Genomic DNA, 23164 nt, shown 5'->3' on the forward strand with positions numbered 1-23164 from the left:
GCTCTTCAAGCCCGTATCGAGCCGGGCCACGCGACGACTTGCCCTGACATCACCAGGCGGTTGCGTCCGCCCTCCTTGGCGGCGTAAAGCGCCTTATCCGCAGCCGCTATCAGCGACGTGCAATCCGCCTTGTCGCCGAACGAATTATGTGTGGCGCCACCAATACTGAGGGTGACCTGCCTGGATGACGGGTTGAGCGCGTGCAGGATGCCGAGGTCCTCAATCGCCTGCCGGACTCGCTCGCCGACCTGCTCGCAACCTCCTGCGTCGGTATTCGGTAGCAGCAAGGCGAATTCCTCACCACCGTACCGGGCCGCCACGTCTGCCGGCCGTCTGGCCTGCTGCGCCAGGACCGCCGCGATTGAGCGGAGACATGAATCGCCCGCTTGATGCCCGTACCGGTCGTTGAAGCTCTTGAAATGATCGACGTCCATCAGCAGCAGTGACAGAGGCGTTCCTTCCCGCCTGGCCCGGTCCCATTCCGCCTCCAGCCGCTCGTCGAAGTGTCTGCGGTTTGCCAAGGCCGTCAGTCCGTCCGAACGGGCGAGAGCCGCCAGCCTATCCTCCAGATCCTTGCGTTCGGTCATGTCGCGCGAGATCGCCACCACGCCGTTGATGTGTCCACTCTGCGCACTCCTCGTGACGCGCAGTGCAGTTTCGACCCAGATCTCTTCCTTCTCACGATGACGGGTGCGATATGTGATTCTCGCCTCCTCGGCTTCGCCGTTCATCAATGCGGAGAGCGTTTGCTCAACTCGGGCCAGATCCGCGGGATTGATGCCGGCGAGGGCTGATGTATCCACCAATTCGTTCGGAGCCCAGCCAAGGATTCGAGCGGTGGACGGCGACGCATAGAGGATCCGTCCATCGACTGCGACGCGCATGACCATGTCTCCCGACTGCTCTGCAAGGAGGCGAAAATCCGCCTCCTTGGCGACCAGGGCAGCGGCCATCTTCTGCCGCAGGTGCAACTGGCGCACCAGAATCAGCCCGGCAACACCGAGCCCACCTGTCAGCGCCAGGACTGCGGCAATGCGCGTCAGCGCGGCTCTGCGCCAGGGGGCCAAGACGTCATCTTCCGATTCCGTAGCAACGAGGAGAACGGAGTAGCGGCTGCTGAGTTGATAGAAGCTCAGACGCCGAACGCCGTCGAGAGGCGACGTGAAGTAGTAGACGCCCGCAGCCGGCCGCTCGCGAATAGTCTTGAAAAGCGGAGCACTCGACAGATCGCGGCCCGTGTATCCGTTGTCCGGGGTACGCGCGAGGACAATGCCTCCCGCGGTCGCTAGAGCGATTGAACCGTTCTGGCCAACGTCGAACCCGCGATAAAACTTTAGAAAATAGTCGACATCGATCGTCGTAAGGGCAACTCCGGCAAAACTGCCGTCAGGATGATTGAAGCGCCTTGACGCGGTGATGATCCATTGACCGCCCGATCTACTCTTCACCGGATTCCCAATGAAGGTCCCCCGGTCCGCCACGGCACGATGATGCTGGAAATAATCTCGGTCGCTGTTGTTGAGACGGGCGAAATCCACTGGCTCGCTGGTTGCGAGCCAGCGGCCGGTCTCGTCGTAGATAAATACGGCGCGGATCCGGTTCGCGGCTTTGCGTCGGGTCAAAAAGGTCTGAATCTTGGCGATTGCCGTTGGCCCGGCTCCCTCCAGTTCGAGTTGACCAACCAGCACATTCAGAACGGTATCCGCGAGTTCGAACGTGTCGTCCGCGTGTTGCGTCAGCGACCGGGCCAGATTGGCCATGTCCGTTTCGGAACCCTTCAGCACCGCCAGTCGCGAGGACCATTCCCGCCAGCCGCTGAGCGCGACAATCGCCATACAGGCGACCGCCACGAATGCCGAGACCCAGAACGTCAGACGCCCCTGGCGAACATCACTCCGGTGATCGATCAAGAGATGTTCCCTCCACCCCAACCCTGTAAACGCCTTGGGCTAAGGGATAGTTGCTCGTTCCGGTTGAGTTTCTGGCAGGGCTCCGAAAGACTGGCGGCATCGATGAGCGGCTAATCCATCGACCGGTCGGGCGAGAAGGACACCACCGCAATCAGCCCGACTTGACGGCCTCGCTCAACGTGCCGGCCACTCGGCCAAAGTGAGGCTCAGTGAAACTGGCGGGATGCAGGTTTCGGACTCCGGCAAGATGTGCCAGATCGTCGATCCGCGGTTGAGGCCGAATGACCAGGCTCTCTGCCGGCAAACGCATCGGCGGCGAAAGCGATGCGGGCTTCGCGCCAGTTGTAACAATTTGAGGCGACGGCATGGCCATTAACCAGATGTTCTTGAGCATCGCCCTGTTCACGGAGCATGCGACGACACCGTTCCCCTTCAAACGGGCGACGGTAAAGAGCTTGCGAATCAGCAGGTCTCGTTCAAGCGATTGCGGCAAATGGAACTGCATCCCGACCAGCCGGCCTCGTTGCTGTACAATCATCGCGTCGATCCAGCCCACCTGCATGATGTGCACGCGCAGCGGTTCTCCAGCGCCGGGACAGTCAATGCCGGAGCCGAGCAGAACGCCAGCGCCAGAGAGGGAGATGTTGCTCACGCGCCCAGAAAGCCGTTCGCCGGCCCCAGTCTCGATCAAGACCGATTCATCGACGTCGAAACGCTCCTCGGCGCGTCCCATCCGAGCCTGCAGCGAGGTCATGCAGACGAAGAAGAGCACGACGACGTTCACCACCGACCAGAAGGCGACCATCGGTAAAGCGGCCGGATGATCGATCATCCGCCATTCCGGGATGGTGTTCAGAACCAGGCCGATAACCGTCAACGCCATCAGCGCCGCCGACGGCCAGAATATCTCCGCGGCGTAGCTTGCGCACCGCGCGGCAGCTCCCTTGGGCGTCACCTTGAACGCATGTCCCGTCGGCTTGACGAGAGTCCCGAGCACCGTCGGCAGAATCTTGAAGCTCTGGATCGTCGCCGACACCTGAGCGGCGAGCGGAAAGTGCACGTGCGGCGCAAACCAAGAGATGCCGCCGTTGAGCGCCAGGATCGCGGGGAACAAGTAAAAGAAGACCGACTCGGGGGTGACGTCGACGACAGGCGCTAAACCGGTCCACATGAACACGATCGGAACCACCACGACCATGAGCGCCCGCAAGCCCAATGAGAGCCAGTGAGTCGGAAAGAACAGGAGCCGATGCATCAAGCCCAGTCCGGGGCCGAGCGGGCCGGCGGAGAGATACAGAGTCTGGATCGCACCACGCGCCCAGCGTTGCCGTTGCACGAAAAACGCGTCAAGGCTTTCCGGCGCCAATCCAATCGCCATGGGCTCGTTGAGATAACGGGTGATGTACCCTTTGCGCAGCAGGACCAGCGTCAGCAGAATGTCTTCGGTAATGGACTGGGTTGGCAAGGCATCCCCAACCACGCGAAGTGCTGCACGACGCGTGACGGAGTTGGAACCACAACAAAAGGCACCATCCCAGCCGTCGCGCGCGGGCATGATGGAATCGAAGAAGAACCGTTGTTCGTCCGGCAATCCCCTGTGCAGGCCGAGATTCGCCTGCATCGGATCCTCGTTGTAAAAGGTGTGCGGGATCTGAACGATTCCGATCTTTGGATCCGCGAAGAAGCCGATCGTGCGCATCAGGAATTTGCACTGCGGCACGAAGTCCGCGTCAAAAATCGCAAAGAACTCGCCGCTCGTCTGCGTCAGCGCATGATTGATATTGCCGGCCTTGGCATTCAAATTGTCGGCGCGCGTGAGATACCCGGCACCCTTTTCCTCGCAGAGTTTCTTGAGCCAAGGCCGGCGACCATCATCCAGAACCCAGACCTGGAAGTTTGGATAGTCCAGACACAACGCGCCGGTGATCGTCTTTTCCAACACCTCGAACGGCTCGTCAAAGGTTGGAATAAGGACGTCGACCGATGGCAGCTCATCATGCGGCAGGCTGCGAAGCCGACGCTCGTGCTGATCTGCCTCGCTGCGGCGATCGGTCCTGCGAAGGAAAATCAGATAAAGAATAAACTGATCCGTGAAGGTCAGTAGCTCAACGAAGAGACAGAACCAGATCCAGTAAACCTGATACCAAGTCCCGGTTGCAGGCAGCACCGTGGTAAAAATGCGCCATTCGAGATAGCGAGCCACGACAAGCCAAACCGCGACAAAGACCGCGACACGTGCCCAAGGGCGCGCGACTGGAAAGGTCGGCGCCAACAGGTACATCGCCGCAAAAATCCCCACCATCGGCGCGAACAGCTGAGAGAGAGACAGAGTCATGGCCTGCATGGAACACCTCGCTCACAGGGACGACTGGTCGAGCTCCAGGCGCGCCGTCAGCCATTTCAACTTCGAGCTGACCAATCGTAGCAAGCCGTCGGCTCTGCGCTCGAAGCGCACTTCGGCCAGTCGTCCGATATCGCAGGAGCCATTGCGCTCGGCCCACGTTTCGTTGGGGGGAAGCGATATCTCAACGGTAATGTTGCCCGGATCAGGCCGCGGCACCCGAGCCGCAAGCAGTCGATCGTCGGCGTAAGCAGCCGATCCGCGGACTTGCCGGACCAGGCCGGTCTTCCATTCGCCGCTCCCAATCAGGCGGACGGTAGCCGCATCTCCGGCCTTGATCTTCTCGAAATCGCGCTCGGGCAGTTCAACGACAATGAATCGGCGTTGGCAGTCTGCAAAATCGAGGACCGATTGCCCTTCCGTGACCATCGAGCCCGGGCTGGCCGCGACCGACCAGACGACATGGGCGGCAGGCAACGACAGATCGTAGTGATCGAGACGATCAAGCCGAGCGCGCTCCTCGACGATTTCCGCGGCCAGTTGCGCAGAACGTGAGCTGTTTTGCAACTCGTCCGTCTCGAGCTCCTGGCGGCGGAGAACCAGTCGCTCGCGTTGCTGCTGCGAGTAGGGCACGTCATTGGCATCGCCACGAAGATAAAGACCTTTCTCGGCCGCCCCCAACTCGGTCTTGAGGCGCTGCAGGCGTTCATCGGCCATCCGGCACCGCGTTGCGGTTGCCTCCTGCGAGGCTTGGGCCTCGCCGGAGCGGATCTGCGAACTGATGCCGAGCTTCACGAGCCTCTCCATCCGGCCCGCGACATCGTTCCGCTGCCGCGCCTCGGCGAGACAGCCGCCTTTTTCAACCTCCGTTTCGCCGATTTCGTGGCTCAGGCGCGCGACCATCCCCAAACGATAGTCCTCGCTGCGCTCGCGGAGCTTGCCATCGAGCCCGGCGATTTCCTCGAGTTGCCGACGTGCGAGCTCGGCGCGTTTGGTGGACACGGCAAGCTGCTGATCGAGGTCCATGAGGTGTCGGCGATCCGGCGAACGCGCCCCGACCATCGGCACCACCCGACTCTGCTGGAAATATTCGCCCTTGCGTGGAAGATCAGGCGAGAGCTGACCCGCGAACGGTGCAGTCACCCGCATGAGCTCGGCATTGACAAAGGCGGAGGGAGCGATTCGGTAGGTCACATACGGCAACAGGGCCCATCCGCTCAGCGCGATGATCCCTAGCGCCAGGGCTCGACGAACAACCCGGCTGCGAATGAAACGTTCGACGTGCAAACGAACCACGACTGGATCTCCAATGGGCTTTGGTCGCTGCGCCTGCCGCAGCGAAGGCAAGCCAATCGCCGGGCGTTGGGATGAAGTCTGCGCCTTGAGGCAAGGAGCAATCCAACAACATTGCCGCCAGCCGAAATCAGGATTCGCCGCCGCGGCAGACTCGCCTTCGCAACCACGAGAAGCATACCTAGGATTCACCACAACAGGTTAAGCCGTGTCAAAACCGGATAACTACGGCTGCCGAATAAAGGATCGAGATATCGCCCCATTCCGGCTGAAGCCGGCGCGGCGCTTGCGCCGATCGAATGACGGCGCGGCTAACGCCTATTCCCAAGCAGCTCTCTCGCTGCCAGGACTTCGGGAAGATTTCGCTCCGCATCGAATTCAGCGAGCACAGGAGTGAGCACTTCAGAGACCGCACCAGCTCGGCCATTTGTCTTGTACAGGCGTGCAAGTTCAAGGGCGCCGCGCAGCTCGAAAGTCCTGGTCTGCTGGTGTCGCGCGATGTCCAGCGCTCGCTTGAAGGCTTCTTCGGCACTGGATTCGTCCGAAGGATCATGGCGCGATACAAGTTTACCGCGGACACGATGCAGCTCAGCATCGAGCCAATGCTGGCCAGATTGTCCCGTCCCGGCGATCGATTCGTCCAGGATTTCCAGCCCGGTCCCGACTTCGCCCACCTCTGCATTCGCCAGGGCGACATGCATCCCCCAGAACGGTTCGCAGAGGTAGCAGTCGTTCTCGTGCAGGAAGGCCCAGCCGTGACGCATGTCCGCCAGTCCGGCCATTCGGTCGCCGGCACGCCACTTGGCGAGGCCATTCAGGTAGGTGCCCGCGGCCACGTACAGCGGCATCGTGTGGTCGCGCGCGAGACCGAGCGCCAGGATCGTCTCTGTTTGCTGCAACATGCCCCCGCATACCCCGTCGAACACAGCGCGATGAACCAGTGCATTGGCCTGGGACAACGCCCGTTTTTCGCCCGGAGCACCCACCGCTTCCGCGGCCAGCTTGCGCGCACGAGCGGTGCTACCGAGCGGCCAGAGCACCAGGGCAAGAAATCTCATGATCACGAACGGCAGATCCAGCGCAGACGCCCTGAAGGTCGCGGGATCCGGTTCGGCACCATAGATCCCCAGCGCCCGCTCGAGATGCGTTCTCGCATTCAAGTAATCGCCCTCGAACCAGCAGGTGACGCCGCCCGTCCAATGGGCGACGACGGCGGCCACCGGCGAGTCCGGTCGTCGGTCAGCGGCGCTCCTGATGGCGTCCGCCAGCTCCCGCATCGGAGCGAGTTCGCCGTGGGTCAGGCAGGCATTGAAGAGCCCCGACTGCACCGGCGCAAGTTCAACGGGATCATCGATGTCGGCTGCGAACTGGCGCGCACGCGTCCATGCCGCGACCGTCTCTGGAGCGCTGTGGCCGAGGCTGCCCCGCAAGGCACGGCCATATGCGATTTGGAGATGCAGCCTGCTCATGATCCGGCGGGAATCATCAGGCAACTGATCGGCGGTCGCAATGGCCTTGCCGAGATGCGCGATCGCCTCGGAATAGGCCGAGCGTTTCAACGCCTGCTGGCCCGCCTTACGCCACCATTCGAGGGCCACCTCGCTCAGCCCCGCCTCAGTGAAGTGGTGCGCCAGAACTTCCGGTTCGGTCTCGGCGACGGCTGGAAACTTCTCGCGCAGGACATCGCCAATGCGGGTATGAAGCAGCTGCCGTTTGCTCTTGAGCAGACTCTCGTAGGCCGCCTCCTGAACAAGGGCGTGCTTGAAACTGTAATTTGCTTCGGGCGGCGTGCCACGACGCAACAGCAGTTCGGCCTCTTCAAGTTGTCCCAACGCAGCGTTCAGCGTCAGATCGTCGCGTCCCGCCACGGTTTTCAGCAGTGCGTACGAGAAGTCACGGCCAATGGCGGCGCCTATCTGCGCCACCTCCTTGACCGGAGCGAGCCGGTCGAGCCGCGCCATCAGCGAATCCTGCAGCGTCGCGGGGATAGCAAGCGGCGGGAGCGGACTATTCAGGCGGTAGCGCCCGGCATCTTCGACGAGCAGCCCGGACTCCAGCACCATCTTGGTCAACTCTTCGACGAATAGCGGTATGCCATCGGTCTTGTCGATGATTTGCTTCATCATTTCGCGTGGCAGCTCGCGACCGACGACCACCTGCTCGACCAGCGCGCGCGTGTCCTGCCGATCGAGCCGGTCGAGCCGCAACAGACTGACATTGGCAAGGCCCGACCAGGAGGGCTCGAACTCCGGCCGGGACGTCAAGAGCACGAGTATCTGCAGGCCCCTGATCCGATCGACCGCGAGATCGAACAGTTCAAGTGTCGTCGCATCGGCCCAATGCATATCCTCGCAGATGATCAGCAGAGGCTGGTCTCGCGCCAATCCCTCGAGCTGATCGAGAAGGGCGGCAAATGTCTGTCGCCTCTGCTGGGCCGGGCTCAAGCCGAGTGGCGGGCAATGGTCGCCGATCGGAATCGAGAGCAGAGCCGCAATGAGCGGCGTGGCCCGGGCGACTTGCCGGGTTCCTATTGCCAGCATCGCCTCGAGCTTGTCGAGCTTTTGTTCTGGCGTGTCGTGCGAGCGAATTCCGGCGGCGCGCTCGAGCTGCGCGACAAAGGGATGAAGTGCGCTGTTGGTGTGGTAAGGCGAACACTGATATCGCACGCGACGGTGTGTCCCCAACGAGGGGCTCTCGGACAGCATTGCCACGATGCGCGACTTGCCGATGCCCGCTTCGCCGGAAATCAATACGATCTGGCCCTGGCCCTGCCATGCCTCCCGCTGGCGCGAGAGAATGAACTCGATCTCGTCCTTGCGGCCGACAAAGCCGATCGAGCGCGCGGCGCGGACCGCCTCGAAGCGACTTTCCGATGAGGTCGCTCCTTCCACCGCCCAGACCGCGATCGGTTCGGCTATCCCCTTGACCTCGCGGCGGCCGAGATTGCGAAACGTGAAGAATCGCCAAGCAGCCGCCGCGTCGACGAAGCAACGACGACCGCCCCCGGTTCCGCCAGGCTCTGGAGCCGGGCAGCGAGGTTCGGTGTATCGCCGACGGTTGCGTGCTCCTCTGACGCATCTCCGCTGATGAGGTCGCCGACCACCACAAGCCCGGTCGCGATTGCGATCCGCAGTTCAACCCGTTCGCCGGCGCCCGTCTTGAGCTGGCGAATCGCAGCGATAATATCGAGGCCCGCTCGCACTGCCCGCTCCGCATCATCTTCGTGGGCGCGCGGATACCCGAAATAGACGAGTATTCCGTCACCAACGAACCTGGCTATCCTGCCGTCATAAGCGGCAATGACGCGCCCGCAGGCGGCGCGGTACGCCCGGATCACTTCCCACAGATCCTCGGGATCGAGACGCGCCGAGAGCGCTGTCGAGCCGACCAGATCGCAAAACATGACGGTGAGGTGGCGCCGCTCGGCGTCGTGAGGAGGAGCCGGCGATGCGATCAATGCGGCGGGATCAAGGTCGGCAATCGCACGCAGCATTTTGCGGCGATGCCCGAGCAGGACTCCGAGCTTGTCGAAGTCCTCGACCATCAGCTCGGGAAGGACGCCCATGTCGATCCCATTTTGGGCAAAACGCTCTGCGTATTGCCCAAGCCCCAGCTTCTCGAGCCACTCCGCAATCTGCATTGGCTCCACCGATCGTGTGGTTGGCGGTTAGCAGAATTTTGGACCACGGCGCGCAGGGACAATATCCCAATGCCACCATGATGGCACGTCTTGTTTGTTGCGCGATAACTTAGGTTGCTCAGTACCGATACCGCTTCCACGCTGGGACATTGTTTGATGCGAGCGGCTGCGCTACCAAAAATCGTCTGCACGCCGCATTGGACGACAGAAGTTGCGATGAGTCGTCAGTCACTCGCCTTCAGGCCTGACGCCTAATCCCGGTACCGGGCTTGTGCTCACGTCACGACGCCAAGCAGACGTTTTTCCGTGAGCACATTTGTCTTTAGTCCTTGTTGTCGGGCACTTCGTAGTTTCGCGCCATCGTTCCCGCCGCGACTTGAAGCGAAGAGCCAACCACCCAGCAGCCGGCGACAAAGGCCACCAAGCCATTGGGGAGGGTTTGATCAAGGACAAGGATGCTGACGGACAGAGCTGCTGCAATCGCTGCGCCGAACGTTCCGGCCGCACTCATGATCTCAACCATCTCGGAGCCATCGTATTCTTCGGAGGTACTCGAAATCGACCTCCGAGCGATCGTGCGAGACAAATCAATTCCGACATAATAGCTGAGAGCTCCGTAGAGCACCGTCAGCAGCACGATCCAGCCGCTTTCAAAAAGTCCGCCCTTCTGACGCAACAGGGCCGCACCCACATAGAGGCCGCAGGAGGCCCCGACGGCTGCAAGCCCAATTCTTTCAAGAAGATGGGCCGACTTGATCAGACTGGAACGGGCGATCCGAAGATGGCCGGCGTACCTTGTCAGGGAAAATGCGCTGGGTGCTGCGTTGCTTGTCTTCATTGGGTACTCCTTACTAAGTAGCAGCCTACCGGCCGACCCCGAATAGGAGCTGCGTGGACGCGTTTCGCGATGTCCTCGATTCCAATTTCTGAAAGATCTGTGCTGAGTGATGGGGGTTGGCTTGCTCGTGACCAAAACGAGAGCCAATCCAAAGCTGCGAGCACGCGGCTTCGCAGGCATTTGCATCTCACCCGTGTCTGTCAGTTGGCTCCGGGTGCGGCAATTTCTTGCAGGAGTGATAGCTCGAAAAGAGAGTGATGGAATATGAGGCGGTTCACATGCCGCAGTTCCCTCTCGCTCCATCCAGTCACGATTTCAGGAGGACAAGTCCTCATCGTCGCGCCAACCCTCCCCCGCCCCCCCAAGAGGAGAGAACCCTCACCCGACGCTGCGCGCCGACCTCTCCCGCATGCGGGAGAGGTAAGAGGAGCTCGTGGCTACACCGATGTTCTCAACACCATCACGCCCTCAGTAACCGCGGCTGCGATCGACACGCCCCGGCAACTCCTCGCCGCGGCGGTGACGGTCGATGACATCGAGCACGAAGTCGACGGCCGTGTCCGGCGTCGTCATGCTGGCATTGTGCGGCGTCAGCAGGATGCGGGGATGGCGCCAGAACGGATGTCCCTCAGGCAGCGGCTCGGGCTCGGTGACATCGAGCACCGCGCCTGATAGCGCACCGCTGTCGAGGGCCGCGAGGAAGTCGGCTTCAACGAGATGCGGGCCGCGTCCGACATTGACGAGGGACGCGCCGCGCGGCAGGCGCGCGAACAAATCGGCGTTGAGGATGCCGCGCGTCTCGTCGGTCAACGGCAGCAGGCAGACGAGAATGTCGGCCTGCGAAAGAAACGCCGGAAGCGCGTCTGCACCTGCGTAACAGGTCACGCCCTCGATCCCCCGCGCCGAGCGATTCCACCCCGACAGCGGAAAGCCGAACACCTTGAGGCGTTCGAGCACGGCCTGGCCGAGCTGGCCAAGCCCCATCACGCCGACACGCCGCCGTTTCGCCGGCGTGATCCGGATCTCGCGCCAGACCTGCTGCTTCTGCTGATCGATGAAGTTCAGGAGGTCGCGATGCAGACCGAGCACGGCCATGGTGACATACTCCACCATGGTCTCGGCGATGCCGGGCTCCAGCATGCGGACCAGGGGAATGTTCGCCGGGACCTTTGTGGCGTCGAACTGATCCACTCCCGCGCCGACCGAGAAGACCAGCTCGAGATTGGGGAACCTCGTCGCGATGTCGTCGGGCGGCACCCACGCCACGAGATAGCGGATATCAGCGGGGTCGCCGATGTCAGGCCAGAGCCGGAACGGGATGTCGGGCGCGCGCTCCGCGAAGAAGCGCGCCCATTCGGCACCGCGAACCATGTTGGCCTTGTAGAGAACCGTCATGCGAGCCCTCAGAACGGACTGACCGGCGCGAGCCGGCGGCCGTCGATCATGCGCTTGTGGCTGTAGGCGGCGGGATCGACCAGCGGCGTGGTGCCGGTCACGATGTCGGCGGCGAGCTTGCCGGCGGCGGGGCCGATGCCAAAGCCGTGGCCGGAAAATCCGGTGGCGAGGAAGAAGCCCGGCAGCGCGTCGACCGGCGAGATCACGGGAATCGTGTCCGGCGTGCAGTCGATCGTGCCGCCCCAGGCTTCCGCGATCTCGATGTCCTTGAGTTCAGGGTTGGCCTTGATCAGCGAGGCCAGCGCCGCATTGACCAGTGACATGTCAGGCTCTGGATCGCGCACGCGCTCGGTCTCGAATGGCGACGGCTTGTCAAAGCTCCAGCTGGTGCCGCGCACGATCTGGTCGAAGAAGGACTTGCCCAACGACAGCTTCAGTCCATTCTTGCGATGCAGATAGGTCGGCCAGAACGTGCGCGCATAGCGGAACAAATCGGGCGACAGCTCCACCGTGCCGCGGTTGCGCAACGCCAGCGTAAAGCCGCCGTCAAGGCGGCGGCGGACGCAGTAGAGATCGGTGCCCAGCGCGCCCGAGGTGATCTCCGGTCCCGGCGTGGTCCGGCAGGCCGTCGCATTGACGAGACCGATCGGCAGCTCGATGCCGTGACGGCGACAGAACAGCGACGACCACGCGCCGCCCGACAGCAGCACGGACTGGGTGCGGATGGTGCCCTTCTCGGTGACGACGGCGCTGACGCGACCGGCTGAAGTCTCCAGCCCGCGCGCGGCGCAGTCCTGATGGATGGTGACGCCGTGTTTTCGCGCGGCGGTGGCGAGCGCAGGCACGGCCATCGACGGTTCGGCGCGGCCGTCGCTCGGCGTATGCAGCCCGCCGACCCAGGTGTCGGTATTGCCCGGCATGCGCTCGGCGACCTCGGCCGGCGTCAGGACGGTCGAGTGGACCTGCATCTCGCGCGCGACCGCGGCCCAGCGCTCCCAGCTCGCAAGCTCGTCCTTGCTCTTGGTCAGGAACAACACGCCGGTGCGGCGGAAGCCTGCATCGACGCCGGCGTCGTTCTGCATGTCCTCCCACAGAAGCAGCGCCTCGCGGGCGAGCGGGATCTCCTCACGCGCGCGGCCCTGCTGGCGGCACCAGCCCCAATTGCGGCTCGACTGTTCGCCGCCGACATGGCCCTTCTCGACCAGCGCGACCGAAAGGCCCTTCTTCGCCAGATGATAGGCCGCGGAGACACCGATGACGCCGCCGCCGATGACGACGACATCGACCTGCTGCGGCAGGCGTTCGTCGCTGTTGATACGGTTGAGTGGCGGGGACATGGGGCACTCCTGGAGTTCAGTTCGAACGATCACGCCTCAGTACAGCTGTCAATCGCATTGCTTGTATGCGCGCCCTTCGCGCCAGACCGATTCGCCCGCAGGTTGAGGCCGAAGAAAGGCTAATACCACCGCAAATTGCCCCTCGACGCCGCCGCGCGGAGTCTGTAGCTCACATCAAAGCGGCACCCGGGACCGGGCGGCCGATGCGGTAGTCTTCTTTGGTGGGAGACCATGAAACTCAGGGGGCTTCTGACACTCGCGATGGCCGCACAGGTCGTGGTGACCGCGGCGGCCCTCCTCGCCTCCTATGCCGTGGCCGGACCCGGGTTCGGCATGGCCCAGATCGCAGCCCTAATCGCAAGCGCCGCCGTTGCCGCGCTGCTCGTGCACCTCTGCACGCGCGCGATCGAGACCTCGGAGGACAAGCGCGCCGCCGGACGATCGGCGGAAGACGCGCGAGCACGCAGCGACAGCGCGCAGATGATGCAAGCCGTCATCAAGACCGCGCTCGATGCCTTCATCCAGATCGACGACAGCGGCGCCGTGCTGAAGTGGAGCTTTCAGGCCGAGGCCCTGACCGGATGGACGCGCCAGGAGGCGCTCGGCGCCGACGTCGTCGATCTCATCGTCGCCGAGCCGCTGCGCGCCGCCTTCAGGCAGCGGATGGCGCGGCTCGTTCCGGAATTGTCGGATGCGCCGGCCGGCCTGCGCTTCGAGCTCACCCTGATCCACCGGAACGGTGACCGGATCCTGGCCGAGGCCTCCAGCACGGTCATGCGGCTCGCAGGGCGCACCCTCATCAACACCTTCGTCCGGGACATCACCCAGAAGCGTGCGGCCGAGGAGCAACTGGTCCAGTCCCAGAAGATGGAGGCGGTCGGGCAGCTCACCGGCGGCATCGCGCATGAATTCAACAACATGCTCACGGTGATCACAGGCACGATCGAGATCCTGGCCGACGCCGTCAGGGACAACCCGCCGCTTGCGACCATCACCAAGCTGATCAGCGAGGCCGCCGACCGCGGCGCCGCGCTGACCTCGAGCCTGTTGTCCTTTGCCCGCAAGCAGGCGCTGCAGCCGGCCGAGATAGACGTCAACGAGCTGCTGGAAGAGCTCGCAAAGCTGCTGCTGGCGACCTTCGACAAGAAGATCGAGATCGTGACCAGGCTCGACCGCAACGTCTGGCTCGCCTACGCCGACCGCGGCCAGCTGAGCTCGGCCCTGCTCAACCTCGCGATCAACGCGCGCGATGCCATGCTGGACGGCGGCAGGCTGACGCTGACGACGCGCAACGTCGTGTTCGGCGTGCGCGAGGCGGTCGCGGTCGGCGCCGGCTATGCGGGCGACTATGTCGAGATCGAGATTGCTGACACCGGCACCGGCATTCCCCAGGCCATCCTGGAGCGGATCTTCGATCCGTTCTTCTCCACCAAGGAGGTCGGCAAGGGCACGGGGCTCGGCCTGAGCATGGTGTTCGGTTTCGTCAAGCAGTCCGGCGGCGGCATCAAGGTCGCCTCCGAAGAAGGCCGCGGCACGATCTTCACGCTCTATTTGCCGAAGGCGGAGGCGAGCGCGCTGCGCCCGACCGGCTATGACGACCGCAAGATCGTGGGGGGCAAGGAAACCGTCCTCTGCGTCGAAGACGACCGCGACGTCCGCCAATACGTCACGGTCCAGCTCGAAGGCCTCGGCTACAAGGTCATCCCGGCCGCCAATGCGACCGAGGCGCTCGCGATTGCGGCCGAAGGCAAGCCGTTCGACCTGCTCTTCACCGACATCGTGATGGCTGGCGGCATGAACGGACGCGAGCTCGCCGAGCAGATGGTGGCGGCGCGCCCTTCCCTGCGGGTTCTGTTCACGTCGGGCTACGCCTACGATTCGCTGCATGCGCAGGGACGCGCGACGATGGGCGCCCCGCTGCTGAGAAAGCCCTACCGCAAGGCCGAGCTCGCCCGCATGCTGCGTCGCTGCCTCGACACTGCCGTCGATTCCGTCGGCGACGCGATCCCGACGCCCTATTCGGTGCAGGCCGACGTCCAGGCGTTCCTGCGCACGCAGGCGACCGACGACAACGGCACGCCGCGGTCGCGGAAATAGCTCTCTCGCGCTAGCTCATCCTTCGCCGCAGCGTCGCCGACGGCGTCTCGCCGAATTTCTCGCGATAGGCGCCGGCCATGCGGCTGAGATGGGTGAAGCCGAGATCGAAGGCGATGTCGGTGATGGAGGCATCGGGCGCGGCCTGCGCCAGGCGGGCGTGCAGACCGGCGAGGCGCATGTCGAGCAGCATCCGCGAGATCGACAGGCCGAAGTGACGGCGGAAGCCGAGCTGGAGCGCGCGGATGCCGATGCCGGAGGCGCAGGCGAGCTGCACGAGGTCGAGCGGCTCGCCGGCATTGTCCGCCAGGTGGTCGCGCGCAGCGCGGAGCGCGCGCGGCAGACGCTCGGCCCGGCCGGAGAAGTTCTGAATCGCATCCGACAGGCCATGGCGTTGGCCGTTGAGCAGATGATCCAGCAGCAGCTCGCGCCAATCGGCCATTGCGACCGCCGACAGCCTGCCGGAGGGACCGAGACGCTCGGCAAGCTTCATCAGCTCGGCAAGGCTGCCTCGCAAAGCCCGCCCGGACGGCGCCTCCAAATCGATCACGGGATCGAACTCGACCGTGCCTGACGCCCCGCCCGACAGCGCCGCGGCGCGCTGCTCGACCATGCGGCGGTCAAACAGCAGGATCGCCTGCGCGCAGTCGCGCCACATCATCCGGGTCGGGATCGTCGGCGACAGCAGCGACGCCGCCCGCTCCGGCGCGGCGTCGAGCTCGGTCGTGCCGGCGCGAATGTAGGCCGCGCCCGTGAGCGGGACCTGCACCAGGAAGAAGCGCTCGAGGCAGCCGGGATCGATGCCGACCGATCCGCCATAGGCGACGTAATTGATGGAAAAGCCGTCGAAGGCGGCGCAATTGTGCCGGGCGGAGAAGCCGGTGGCGCGCGCCTGTGCCGGCTTGAGATCGTGCGGGCAGAAGATGCGCCCGATCTGCTCGGCCGCTTCGTCGACATCGTCGGTGGTGACGCGGGCGAAGTCCGCGAGCCGATCGGCCGCGGGCATCCTTGCGCTCATTTCCAGCACGGCTGCGGACATGGTCGACCACGCTTCGCGTCAGGGAATTGCTTTAAGCCTATAATAGTTCCCCGGACGCGAAAAGGGCGGCGTCGGCAAAAATCGTCATGCTGCACGGCAACAGGCGCTTCGCGGATTCGTTTAGCGGATAGACAGGCGACCCATTGTTGACTGAAGCTCCATCCTCGCCGGAATCCATTGGGAGCGCGCCATGACTGCACCTGAAAAGACTGCACTCGAAAAGGGCATTACCACCGCTGGCACGGGCTACGGCGGCAAGAGCTGGAACATTCTGGGCCAGGTCTACTTCCCCAAGGCCGTCACCGACTCCACCTTCGCGTTCGAGACCAACAGCGATCCTGGCCAGTTCGTACCGGTGCACATCCATCCGACCCAGGACGAGTTCATCCTGGTGCAGGAGGGCACGCTCGACCTCAAGCTCGACGGCAAATGGGTCAAGGCCCATGCCGGCGACCTCGTGCGCATGCCGCGCGGCATCCCGCACGGCTATTTCAACAAGTCCGACAAGCCGTGCCGCGCGCTGTTCTGGGTCTCGCCGATGCAGAAGCTGGAGGCGCTGTTCAACCAGCTGCACAATCTGACCGACCCTGCCGAAGTTGTGCGCATCTCGGCGCTGCATGAGGTCGACTTCCTGCCGCCCGAGGCTAACGACTAGGCAACCCGCCTCCCCGTCCACTTTCACCTGCTTGCAGGTCCGCCGGCCGCGCCTTGCGGCCGAACGAGGCCGCTTGCGCGCGGAAAACACATTGATTGCGAGCAAACCCATGGTCAGCCCCAAGCATGTCTGCGTAATCGGCGCCGGCGTCTCCGGCCTTGCTGCCGGCAAGGCGTTCGCCAGCCGCGGCCACCGCGTCACCATCGTCGAGCGCAGCGCCGATCTCGGCGGCGTCTGGGAGCCGGCGCGCTCCTACCCGGACGTGCAGACGCAGAGCCCGAAGGAGCTCTATCGCTACACCGACCGCGCCATGCCGGACGCCTATCCGGAATGGCCGACCGGGCCGCAGGTGCATGCTTATCTTGCCGACTACGCCAAGAGTTTCGGTCTCGACCGCATGCTGCGCCTCGGCACCGAGGTCGCCGGCATGGCGCGCCGCACCGACGGCAAGCCCGGCTGGACGCTCGCGCTGAAGGACAAGCCCGGCGCGACCACGAACGAGGATTTCGATTTCGTCGCGGTCTGCACCGGCCAGTTCAACGAGCCGCGCGAGCTGCATTGCCCGGGCGAGGACGGCTTCCTGGCGCAGGGCGGGCAGATCCTGCATTCGTCGAAATACGGCGATCCCACGCTGGCGAAAGGACGCCGAATCGTCGTGCTCGGCGGCTCGAAATCGGCGACCGACATCGCGGTGAACGCCGTGAAATCGGGCGCGCGGGAGGTCACCATCGTGATGCGCGAGCCGGTCTGGCGCATTCCCTATTTCATCGGCGGGCTCGTGAACTTCAAGCGCATCCTCTACATCCGCGCGCAGGAGGAGATGTTTCCGGGCTGGGGCATCGGCGCGATGACGCGGCTCGCGCACCGCATCGCCGCGCCGCTGGTCTGGGCGAACTGGCGCGGGCTGGAGAGTCTGCTCAAGGCGCAGCTCAAGCTCGGCCGCTGCAAGATGGTGCCGAAGGAGCGGATCGAGGACGGCGTCAATTGCTCGGTGCCGATCGCAACGCCGGGCTTCTATCCGATGGTCGCCGACGGCCGCATCAAGGCGGTGTTCGGCACGTTCGACCATTATAACGGCGACAGCATCGTGATGAGCGGCGGCGAGCGCATCAGTGCCGACGTCGCGGTGCTCGCGATCGGCTACAAGCTCGGCGTGCCGTTCCTGCCCGCGGCTTACAAGCAGAAGCTGGTCGATGCCGACGGGCAATACCGGCTCTACCGCCTGATCGCCAACCCTGACCTACCCGAACTCGGCTTCGTCGGCTTCAACTCGTCGTTCTGCACCGTGCTCTGCGCCGACCTCGCCGCGAACTGGCTGGTACGCTATGCCGACGGCCAGCTCGCCAACCAGCCGACGGCGCAGGCGATGCACGACAACATCGAGATGATGCTGCACTTCAAACGCGTCGAGCGGCCGGCCGCGGGCGTCTATGGCGGCCTCTGCGTCGCGCCCTATCACTACCGCCATTTCGACGAGCTGATGGCCGACATCGGCGCGAAGAACCAGAAGCGTGTCGGGGTCGCCGGACATTTCCAGCCGCCGGATGCGGATGCCTATGCGAAATTCCTGGCGACGGCGCCGGACTACCGGGCGGCATAAGAATTCCGGCTGAGCGGGATTTGCATCTCGCCAGCCCATCCCTCCAATGCTTACGATCTCCCTGGCCATCGAATCGACAGGAACCGGCCATGGGATCCAGACGTCTTGCCGCCCTTGCGGCTGTTGCCTTCTTCGTCGCGGCGCCCGCCGTCGGACAACAGCGCGCGCTCACGCCTCGGCAATCCGAGGCGGTCGCCACCTATGACAAGGCGCTCGCCGAGTTCAAATCGATTCTCGCCGAGCGGCGGCGCCAGATCGAGGCGAAGCAGCCGCTGCCCAACCTGCCGGGACAGGCGCTCTACCTCGCCCGCGTCGCCGTGATCAGTTCTTACAAGGATCTCACCGACGCCATGCCGTCACGGATCGGCCGGCCCAACAAGTTCGAGATTCCTCCGGCCTATTTCGATGCCGAGATCGAGCCGCTGATCGACGAATATTCAAAACTGTTCGACGTCATGGAGGCGCCGCCCGCTGATGCGCAGAACTCGCCGACGCCGTTCAAGGACGTCGTCGATCTCGCGACAGTGATCGCGCGCGCCAAGGGGCTTGCGCCCGCCCACGCGGACGCCGCCGGGCGCATCAGTCTTGGGCTGTTCTTTGCCGAGACCAACGGCAAGCAGAACGTCCGCAACGGACGCTCGAATACCTATATGGGCAGCTTCCAGACGGGCCCGTCCGAGGACCGCAACGGCCGCAGGAAGTGGGAGACCATCAAGGGCGAAATCGCGGCGATCGATCCCGCCTTAAGCGCGCGCGACGACAAGGAAGAGGCGCGGGGCCACGGCACCGATCACCGCTTCAATCACTGGACCAACGTGCGCGACGGCCTGATGAACGCACATGCGGATGTGTTCCGTGAGATCCCACAAATCGTGAAGACGCTGCCCGACCCGATCGACCAGATGAAGCTGTTCGAGCTGATCCAGATCGTGCCCACCCCGACGAGATCGGCGCTGAAGTCGGGCGACCTCCTGAACTACAGGGTGTCGAGCCCGACGATTATGAAGCATCTGCGCAACAACAGCATCTTTGCTTTCGGACAGGCCGACCGGGCGCGCACCTCGGCGAGCTTCCGCGAGATCCTCGCCGCGATGTGGCTGTTCAACCGCAAGTTCGAGAAGGCGATGGCGAAATACGCGGAGATCAAGCCGCGCTGACGATCGGTTGCAAATGCTACCGGACGTCGTAGGCTCCCGGCGTCAGATCGGCAGAAGGGCGATCGCATGCGCATTTTAATCCTCGGCGGCAGCCAGTTTCTCGGGCGAGCGATTGCGGCCCATGCCTGTGCTGCCGGCCACGACGTGACCTGCGCGGCCCGCGGTCTTGCGGGGCCGATCGCACCGGGCGCGCGCTTTGTGCGGATCGATCGCGACGTTGCTGATGGTCTTGCGCCACTGACCGGCGCGACGTTCGACGCTGTCGTCGACGTCTCGCGTCATCCCGGCCAGGTTCGCCGCGCGGTCGCAGCGCTGAAGCGACCAAATGTGCATTGGACCTTCGTCTCCACGATCAGTGTGTATGCGGACAATCGCATACCGGGACAACGCGCCGACACGGCGCCATTGCGCGAGCCTGCGGCCGAGGATTTGGAGCACAGCACCGATGCCATTTACGGCGCGGCCAAGGTCGCCTGCGAACAGGCGGTCGGCGGCGATGCCTTCATCTGCCGTGCCGGCCTGATCGCGGGGCCGGAGGACCCGACCGGGCGCTTCGCCTATTGGCCGGCGCGGCTCGCGCGTGGCGGCGAGGTGCTGGCGCCGGGGTCGCCTGATGATGCCGTCCAGTTCATCGATGTCCGCGACCTCGCGCAATGGATCGTGCATGCGGCGGAAGTTCGCCTCACCGGCATCTATGACGGGATTGGACCAGTGCGCTCGCGCGGCGAATTCATGGCCGAATGCGCATCGGCGCTGAACGCATCCTGCACATTCACCTGGGTCGATCGGGCGTTTCTCGAGGCACACGACGTTCGGCGTTGGGCTGGTCCGCGGTCATTGCCGATATGGTTGCCTTTGCCCGACTTCGCGGGCTTCCTGACACGCGACACCTCGCCGGCGCGCGAGGCCGGACTGACCTCGCGACCACCGGGAAACACCGCGCGCGACACGCTGCATTGGCTTCACGTCAGTGGCGGCCCGGTCGTCGGGCTTACTGGCGATGAAGAGAAGGACGTGCTCGCCGCGTGGCACGCGGAAAGAGTGACCTAAGTCTCCGGCCTGTAGCTGTCTGTCAGCGTCTTCGGGAAGGCGAAGAAATCCGCCTCAAAGTCGCTTGGTGAAATGGTAGCGGCGAACGCCGCCGCCCAGTGTCTTGTTGCTGGAGGCATCGGCGATCTCTTCGCGCACGTTCTCGTATCCCGCATTACGATACAGCGCCAGCGCATCCTCCTGGAGCTCAGACGTACTCAGCTGCAATTGCAGACGAACGCGGCGACGGCACTCCTGCTCGGCAAACGCCAGCATCTTTCGCGCGATACCGCGGCGCCGCGCGGCGGGAGCAACGTACATGCGCCGTAACTCCATCGCATGCTCGCCAAGGGCCTCTAGTCCAAACATGCCCGTCGCCATCAACAGCGACCCAAAAACCGCCATTCCGGCTCGAATAATAATCGGAGAGCCTATCTATCTCCTCTGCGAGCGAGCGGCTAATGTATCTTTCAAACGCCTCCTCCAAGCGCGCTGGCGCCAACAGGCGATTTACCCGGATGAACAGCTCCCGCACAGGAACTGCATCGGGCGGTGAGAAGGCGCGAATCTGAATCTCTCTTGTCATGGAGCCGCGCGCATTATTCCGTCCGGATCTGCGAATCCTTCAGGCCGTTGTCGTCATAGGCCTTGCGCAGCGTGCCGTTGGTCGTGGCCTCGGTCATGAATTTGGTGACGAAGGCCAGCGCCTGCTGATGGCCGAGCGGCACGGCGACGGCGGTCACCGTCTTCTTGAACGTCTCGTCCAGCACCTTCGTCCCCGAAATCTTCTGCGCCATCTTGTTGAGCTGATCGCGGGACAGCGCGAAGGCGTCGATCTCGCCGCTCCTGAGCAGGCCGAAGATCTCGTCATAGGTCTGATAGCCGGTGACCTTCGCATGCTTCAGATGCGCGATCGCGCCGCGCATGGTGGTGGTGGCGTTGACGGCGGCGACCTTGATGCCTGGTTGGTCGAGCGTGGCAAAGTTTGTGACGGCGGAGCCGGGCTTGACGATATAGGTGGCGTCCGCGACCTCGTAGATCGGACCGAACAACATCTTGGTCTCGCGCTCGGGATCCCTAGGGAGCCAGGTGACATCCCACGTACCTTTTGACGCCGCATCGGTGATCTGCCCGGAGTTCTGGTGCACGACATATTCGACGGGGACGCCGAGCTGGGCGGCCATCGCCTTGCCGAGGTCGACGGGAACGCCGGCATAGCCGCCTTCGGTCTTGGTCGACCAGAATGCGCCGCCTGCGGGGCTGATTGCGATCGCGACCCGCAGCTTGCCGGTCGGTGTGATCTCGTCCTTCAGACCGTCTGCTAGCGCCGGCATCGCGACCATCGCTGCGAGAACGAGGCCGGCAAGGCCCGAGCGCAGGGACGTGGACATATCATGTTCTCCTCACCTTTTCTTCTTGGCTTCTACCCGGCTGGCTCGCCCAGCGTCACACGGTCTTTGACACAATTCTGGTCGATCGTGCGCTCGGTGAAAAGCGGTTTGTCATGACAAATCTGTCAAAGGCCACACCGCCCTGTGCAGCGCAAGGCCGGCGACTGCCATGGCTATGGTGTTCCACGGCCGGACATTTATTGATAGCCTGCCGCACCGACAGACGATACTCGGGGGCTACCGAATGACCTCATCCAATCCCGCATCTGCTGCACGGCGCAATGAAGCGTGGAGACAGGCCGGGCGGACACTGGCCGCCGCTGCGGCCGTGGTCGCACTGGTGGGTTGCGAGGACAAGAACACGTTCGTGGCACCGCCGCCGCCCAAGGTGGACGTGGCAACGCCGGTGCAGCGTCCGGTGACGCGCTACATCGAGGCCACCGGCAACACCGCGCCGATCAAGAGCGTCGATCTCGTGGCGCGGGTGCAGGGCTTCCTGCAATCGATCGACTATCAGGACGGCACCTTCGTCAAGCAGGGCACCCAGCTGTTCACGATCGAGCCCGAGACCTACAAGCTCAAGGTCGAGCAAGCGCAGGCGGCCGAGGTCGGCGCGCAAGCCACGGTCAAGCAGGCCGAAGCCGATTTCAAGCGGCAGGTCGAGCTCGTGCAGCGCCAGGCGGTCTCGCAATCCACCCTGGACACCTCGACATCGACCCGCGACAACGCTCAGGCCAACCTCCAGCAGGCCCAGGTCAATACGAGGCTGGCCGAGGTCAATTACGGCTACACCAGGGTGACAGCGCCGTTCGACGGCATCGTCAGCGCCCACCTGGTCTCGGTCGGCGAGCTCGTCGGCGTCTCCTCGCCGACCCAGCTCGCCTCCATCGTCGCGATGGATCCGATCTGGGTGAACTTCACGGTCAACGAGCAGGACGTGCTGCGCATCCGCGCCGAAGCGGCCCGCCGCGGGCTGACCGTCGCCGACCTCAAACAGTTGCCGGTCCAGGTGGGCCTGCAGACCGAGGCCGGCTATCCGCATGAAGGCCACCTCGACTACGTCTCGCCGACCCTCAATACGTCGACAGGCACGCTCGCGGTACGCGGCGTCATACCCAACGACAAGCGGGCGCTGCTGCCCGGTTATTTCGTGCGCGTCCGCGTGCCCTTCGACCAGGAGAAGAGCGCCCTACTCGTCCCCGACACGGCGCTGGGCAGCGATCAGGGCGGTCGCTATCTGCTGGTGGTCAACGGCGACAACGTCGTCGAGCAGCGCAAGGTGCAGATCGGCCCGGTCGACAACGGGCTGCGCGTCATCGAAAGCGGCTTGAAGCCGGACGACCGCGTCGTCATCGCGGGGCTGCTGCGGGTGATCCCGGGCCAGAAGATCGATCCGCAAACAACGAAGATCGAGCAACCGCAGGCGTCTGCCAAGTAGGAGCGCC

General features: G+C 63.9%; 15 protein-coding genes and 1 pseudogene. 6 read left to right on the forward strand and 10 right to left on the reverse strand.

Going from position 1 to position 23164, the window contains the following annotated elements; all coding sequences use genetic code 11:
• Positions 1-5: 5 nt before the first annotated feature.
• The 7 genes and pseudogenes from GA0061098_RS37290 to GA0061098_RS37320 all read right to left on the reverse strand — a co-directional run bounded on the left by GA0061098_RS37290 (position 6) and on the right by GA0061098_RS37320 (position 12754).
• Positions 6-1835 carry a sensor domain-containing diguanylate cyclase gene (locus tag GA0061098_RS37290; protein WP_430649290.1) on the reverse strand — a complete coding sequence of 610 codons (1830 nt, stop codon included), beginning with the start codon at positions 1833-1835 and terminating at the stop codon, positions 6-8.
• A 226-nt stretch (positions 1836-2061) separates the two neighbouring features.
• Positions 2062-4254: a glycosyltransferase gene (locus tag GA0061098_RS37295; RefSeq protein WP_091966323.1), complete on the reverse strand. Its 2193-nt coding sequence runs from the start codon at positions 4252-4254 to the stop codon at positions 2062-2064.
• A 12-nt stretch (positions 4255-4266) separates the two neighbouring features.
• Positions 4267-5547: an HlyD family secretion protein gene (locus GA0061098_RS37300; protein WP_245323858.1), complete on the reverse strand. Its 1281-nt coding sequence runs from the start codon at positions 5545-5547 to the stop codon at positions 4267-4269.
• Positions 5548-5855: 308 nt separating this feature from the next.
• Positions 5856-9184, reverse strand: a pseudogene (locus tag GA0061098_RS37305) (adenylate/guanylate cyclase domain-containing protein).
• Between the two features lie 322 nt (positions 9185-9506).
• Positions 9507-10022: a hypothetical protein gene (locus GA0061098_RS37310; protein ID WP_091966324.1), complete on the reverse strand. Its 516-nt coding sequence runs from the start codon at positions 10020-10022 to the stop codon at positions 9507-9509.
• Between the two features lie 468 nt (positions 10023-10490).
• Positions 10491-11417 (reverse strand): 2-hydroxyacid dehydrogenase, encoded by a 927-nt coding sequence (locus GA0061098_RS37315; protein ID WP_091966325.1) that lies wholly within the window; start codon positions 11415-11417, stop codon positions 10491-10493.
• An 8-nt stretch (positions 11418-11425) separates the two neighbouring features.
• Positions 11426-12754, reverse strand: coding sequence for an NAD(P)/FAD-dependent oxidoreductase (locus tag GA0061098_RS37320; protein WP_091966326.1), 1329 nt, complete (start codon positions 12752-12754; stop codon positions 11426-11428).
• Between the two features lie 231 nt (positions 12755-12985).
• On the opposite strand from GA0061098_RS37320, the gene GA0061098_RS37325 reads away from it, so the two are divergent.
• Complete coding sequence (locus GA0061098_RS37325) at positions 12986-14851, forward strand: ATP-binding protein (protein WP_091966327.1); 1866 nt, start codon at positions 12986-12988, stop codon at positions 14849-14851.
• A gap of 10 nt (positions 14852-14861) precedes the next feature.
• Here the strand turns inward: GA0061098_RS37325 and GA0061098_RS37330 are convergent, their stop codons facing one another.
• Entirely contained in the window at positions 14862-15887 is a 1026-nt protein-coding gene (locus GA0061098_RS37330; protein ID WP_091966328.1) for an AraC family transcriptional regulator, read from the reverse strand.
• Positions 15888-16077: 190 nt separating this feature from the next.
• Between GA0061098_RS37330 and GA0061098_RS37335 the strand changes: the two genes are divergently transcribed.
• The 4 genes from GA0061098_RS37335 (at position 16078) to GA0061098_RS37350 (ending at position 20349) form a co-directional block, all read left to right on the forward strand.
• The gene (locus GA0061098_RS37335) at positions 16078-16542 is read left to right on the forward strand and encodes a cupin domain-containing protein (protein ID WP_091966329.1); all 465 of its coding nucleotides are present in this window, start codon (positions 16078-16080) and stop codon (positions 16540-16542) included.
• A gap of 109 nt (positions 16543-16651) precedes the next feature.
• A complete protein-coding gene (locus GA0061098_RS37340; RefSeq protein ID WP_091966330.1) occupies positions 16652-18142 on the forward strand; it encodes a flavin-containing monooxygenase in 1491 nt (496 codons plus the stop codon).
• 89 nt (positions 18143-18231) lie between these two features.
• Entirely contained in the window at positions 18232-19299 is a 1068-nt protein-coding gene (locus GA0061098_RS37345) for a hypothetical protein (protein WP_091966331.1), read from the forward strand.
• Between the two features lie 66 nt (positions 19300-19365).
• Positions 19366-20349, forward strand: a complete 984-nt coding sequence (locus GA0061098_RS37350) for an NAD-dependent epimerase/dehydratase family protein (protein WP_091966332.1) — start codon at positions 19366-19368, stop codon at positions 20347-20349.
• Positions 20350-20403: 54 nt separating this feature from the next.
• Here GA0061098_RS37350 and GA0061098_RS46520 read toward each other — a convergent pair whose 3' ends face one another.
• Positions 20404-20733 carry a GNAT family N-acetyltransferase gene (locus GA0061098_RS46520; protein WP_245323863.1) on the reverse strand — a complete coding sequence of 110 codons (330 nt, stop codon included), beginning with the start codon at positions 20731-20733 and terminating at the stop codon, positions 20404-20406.
• A gap of 194 nt (positions 20734-20927) precedes the next feature.
• Positions 20928-21719, reverse strand: a complete 792-nt coding sequence (locus GA0061098_RS37360) for a transporter substrate-binding domain-containing protein (RefSeq protein ID WP_091966333.1) — start codon at positions 21717-21719, stop codon at positions 20928-20930.
• Positions 21720-21963: 244 nt separating this feature from the next.
• On the opposite strand from GA0061098_RS37360, the gene GA0061098_RS37365 reads away from it, so the two are divergent.
• Positions 21964-23157, forward strand: coding sequence for an efflux RND transporter periplasmic adaptor subunit (locus tag GA0061098_RS37365; RefSeq protein WP_165637850.1), 1194 nt, complete (start codon positions 21964-21966; stop codon positions 23155-23157).
• The last annotated feature ends 7 nt before the right edge of the window (positions 23158-23164 follow it).

Origin of the sequence: Bradyrhizobium shewense, from assembly GCF_900094605.1 — a bacterium.
Classification (GTDB): Bacteria; Pseudomonadota; Alphaproteobacteria; order Rhizobiales; family Xanthobacteraceae; genus Bradyrhizobium; species Bradyrhizobium shewense.

What these genes read in the sequence shown, in the direction of transcription:
- GA0061098_RS37330 (WP_091966328.1), bottom strand. Translation starts at nt 15,887, where the DNA reads ATGTCCGCAGCCGTGCTGGAAATGAGCGCAAGGATGCCCGCGGCCGAT.
- GA0061098_RS37340 (WP_091966330.1), top strand. Translation starts at nt 16,652, where the DNA reads ATGGTCAGCCCCAAGCATGTCTGCGTAATCGGCGCCGGCGTCTCCGGC.
- GA0061098_RS37365 (WP_165637850.1), top strand. Translation starts at nt 21,964, where the DNA reads ATGACCTCATCCAATCCCGCATCTGCTGCACGGCGCAATGAAGCGTGG.
- GA0061098_RS37335 (WP_091966329.1), top strand. Translation starts at nt 16,078, where the DNA reads ATGACTGCACCTGAAAAGACTGCACTCGAAAAGGGCATTACCACCGCT.
- GA0061098_RS37310 (WP_091966324.1), bottom strand. Translation starts at nt 10,022, where the DNA reads ATGAAGACAAGCAACGCAGCACCCAGCGCATTTTCCCTGACAAGGTAC.
- GA0061098_RS37290 (WP_430649290.1), bottom strand. Translation starts at nt 1,835, where the DNA reads ATGGCGATTGTCGCGCTCAGCGGCTGGCGGGAATGGTCCTCGCGACTG.
- GA0061098_RS37325 (WP_091966327.1), top strand. Translation starts at nt 12,986, where the DNA reads ATGAAACTCAGGGGGCTTCTGACACTCGCGATGGCCGCACAGGTCGTG.
- GA0061098_RS37320 (WP_091966326.1), bottom strand. Translation starts at nt 12,754, where the DNA reads ATGTCCCCGCCACTCAACCGTATCAACAGCGACGAACGCCTGCCGCAG.
- GA0061098_RS37345 (WP_091966331.1), top strand. Translation starts at nt 18,232, where the DNA reads ATGGGATCCAGACGTCTTGCCGCCCTTGCGGCTGTTGCCTTCTTCGTC.
- GA0061098_RS37360 (WP_091966333.1), bottom strand. Translation starts at nt 21,719, where the DNA reads ATGTCCACGTCCCTGCGCTCGGGCCTTGCCGGCCTCGTTCTCGCAGCG.
- GA0061098_RS37315 (WP_091966325.1), bottom strand. Translation starts at nt 11,417, where the DNA reads ATGACGGTTCTCTACAAGGCCAACATGGTTCGCGGTGCCGAATGGGCG.
- GA0061098_RS37350 (WP_091966332.1), top strand. Translation starts at nt 19,366, where the DNA reads ATGCGCATTTTAATCCTCGGCGGCAGCCAGTTTCTCGGGCGAGCGATT.
- GA0061098_RS37295 (WP_091966323.1), bottom strand. Translation starts at nt 4,254, where the DNA reads ATGCAGGCCATGACTCTGTCTCTCTCTCAGCTGTTCGCGCCGATGGTG.
- GA0061098_RS46520 (WP_245323863.1), bottom strand. Translation starts at nt 20,733, where the DNA reads ATGGCGGTTTTTGGGTCGCTGTTGATGGCGACGGGCATGTTTGGACTA.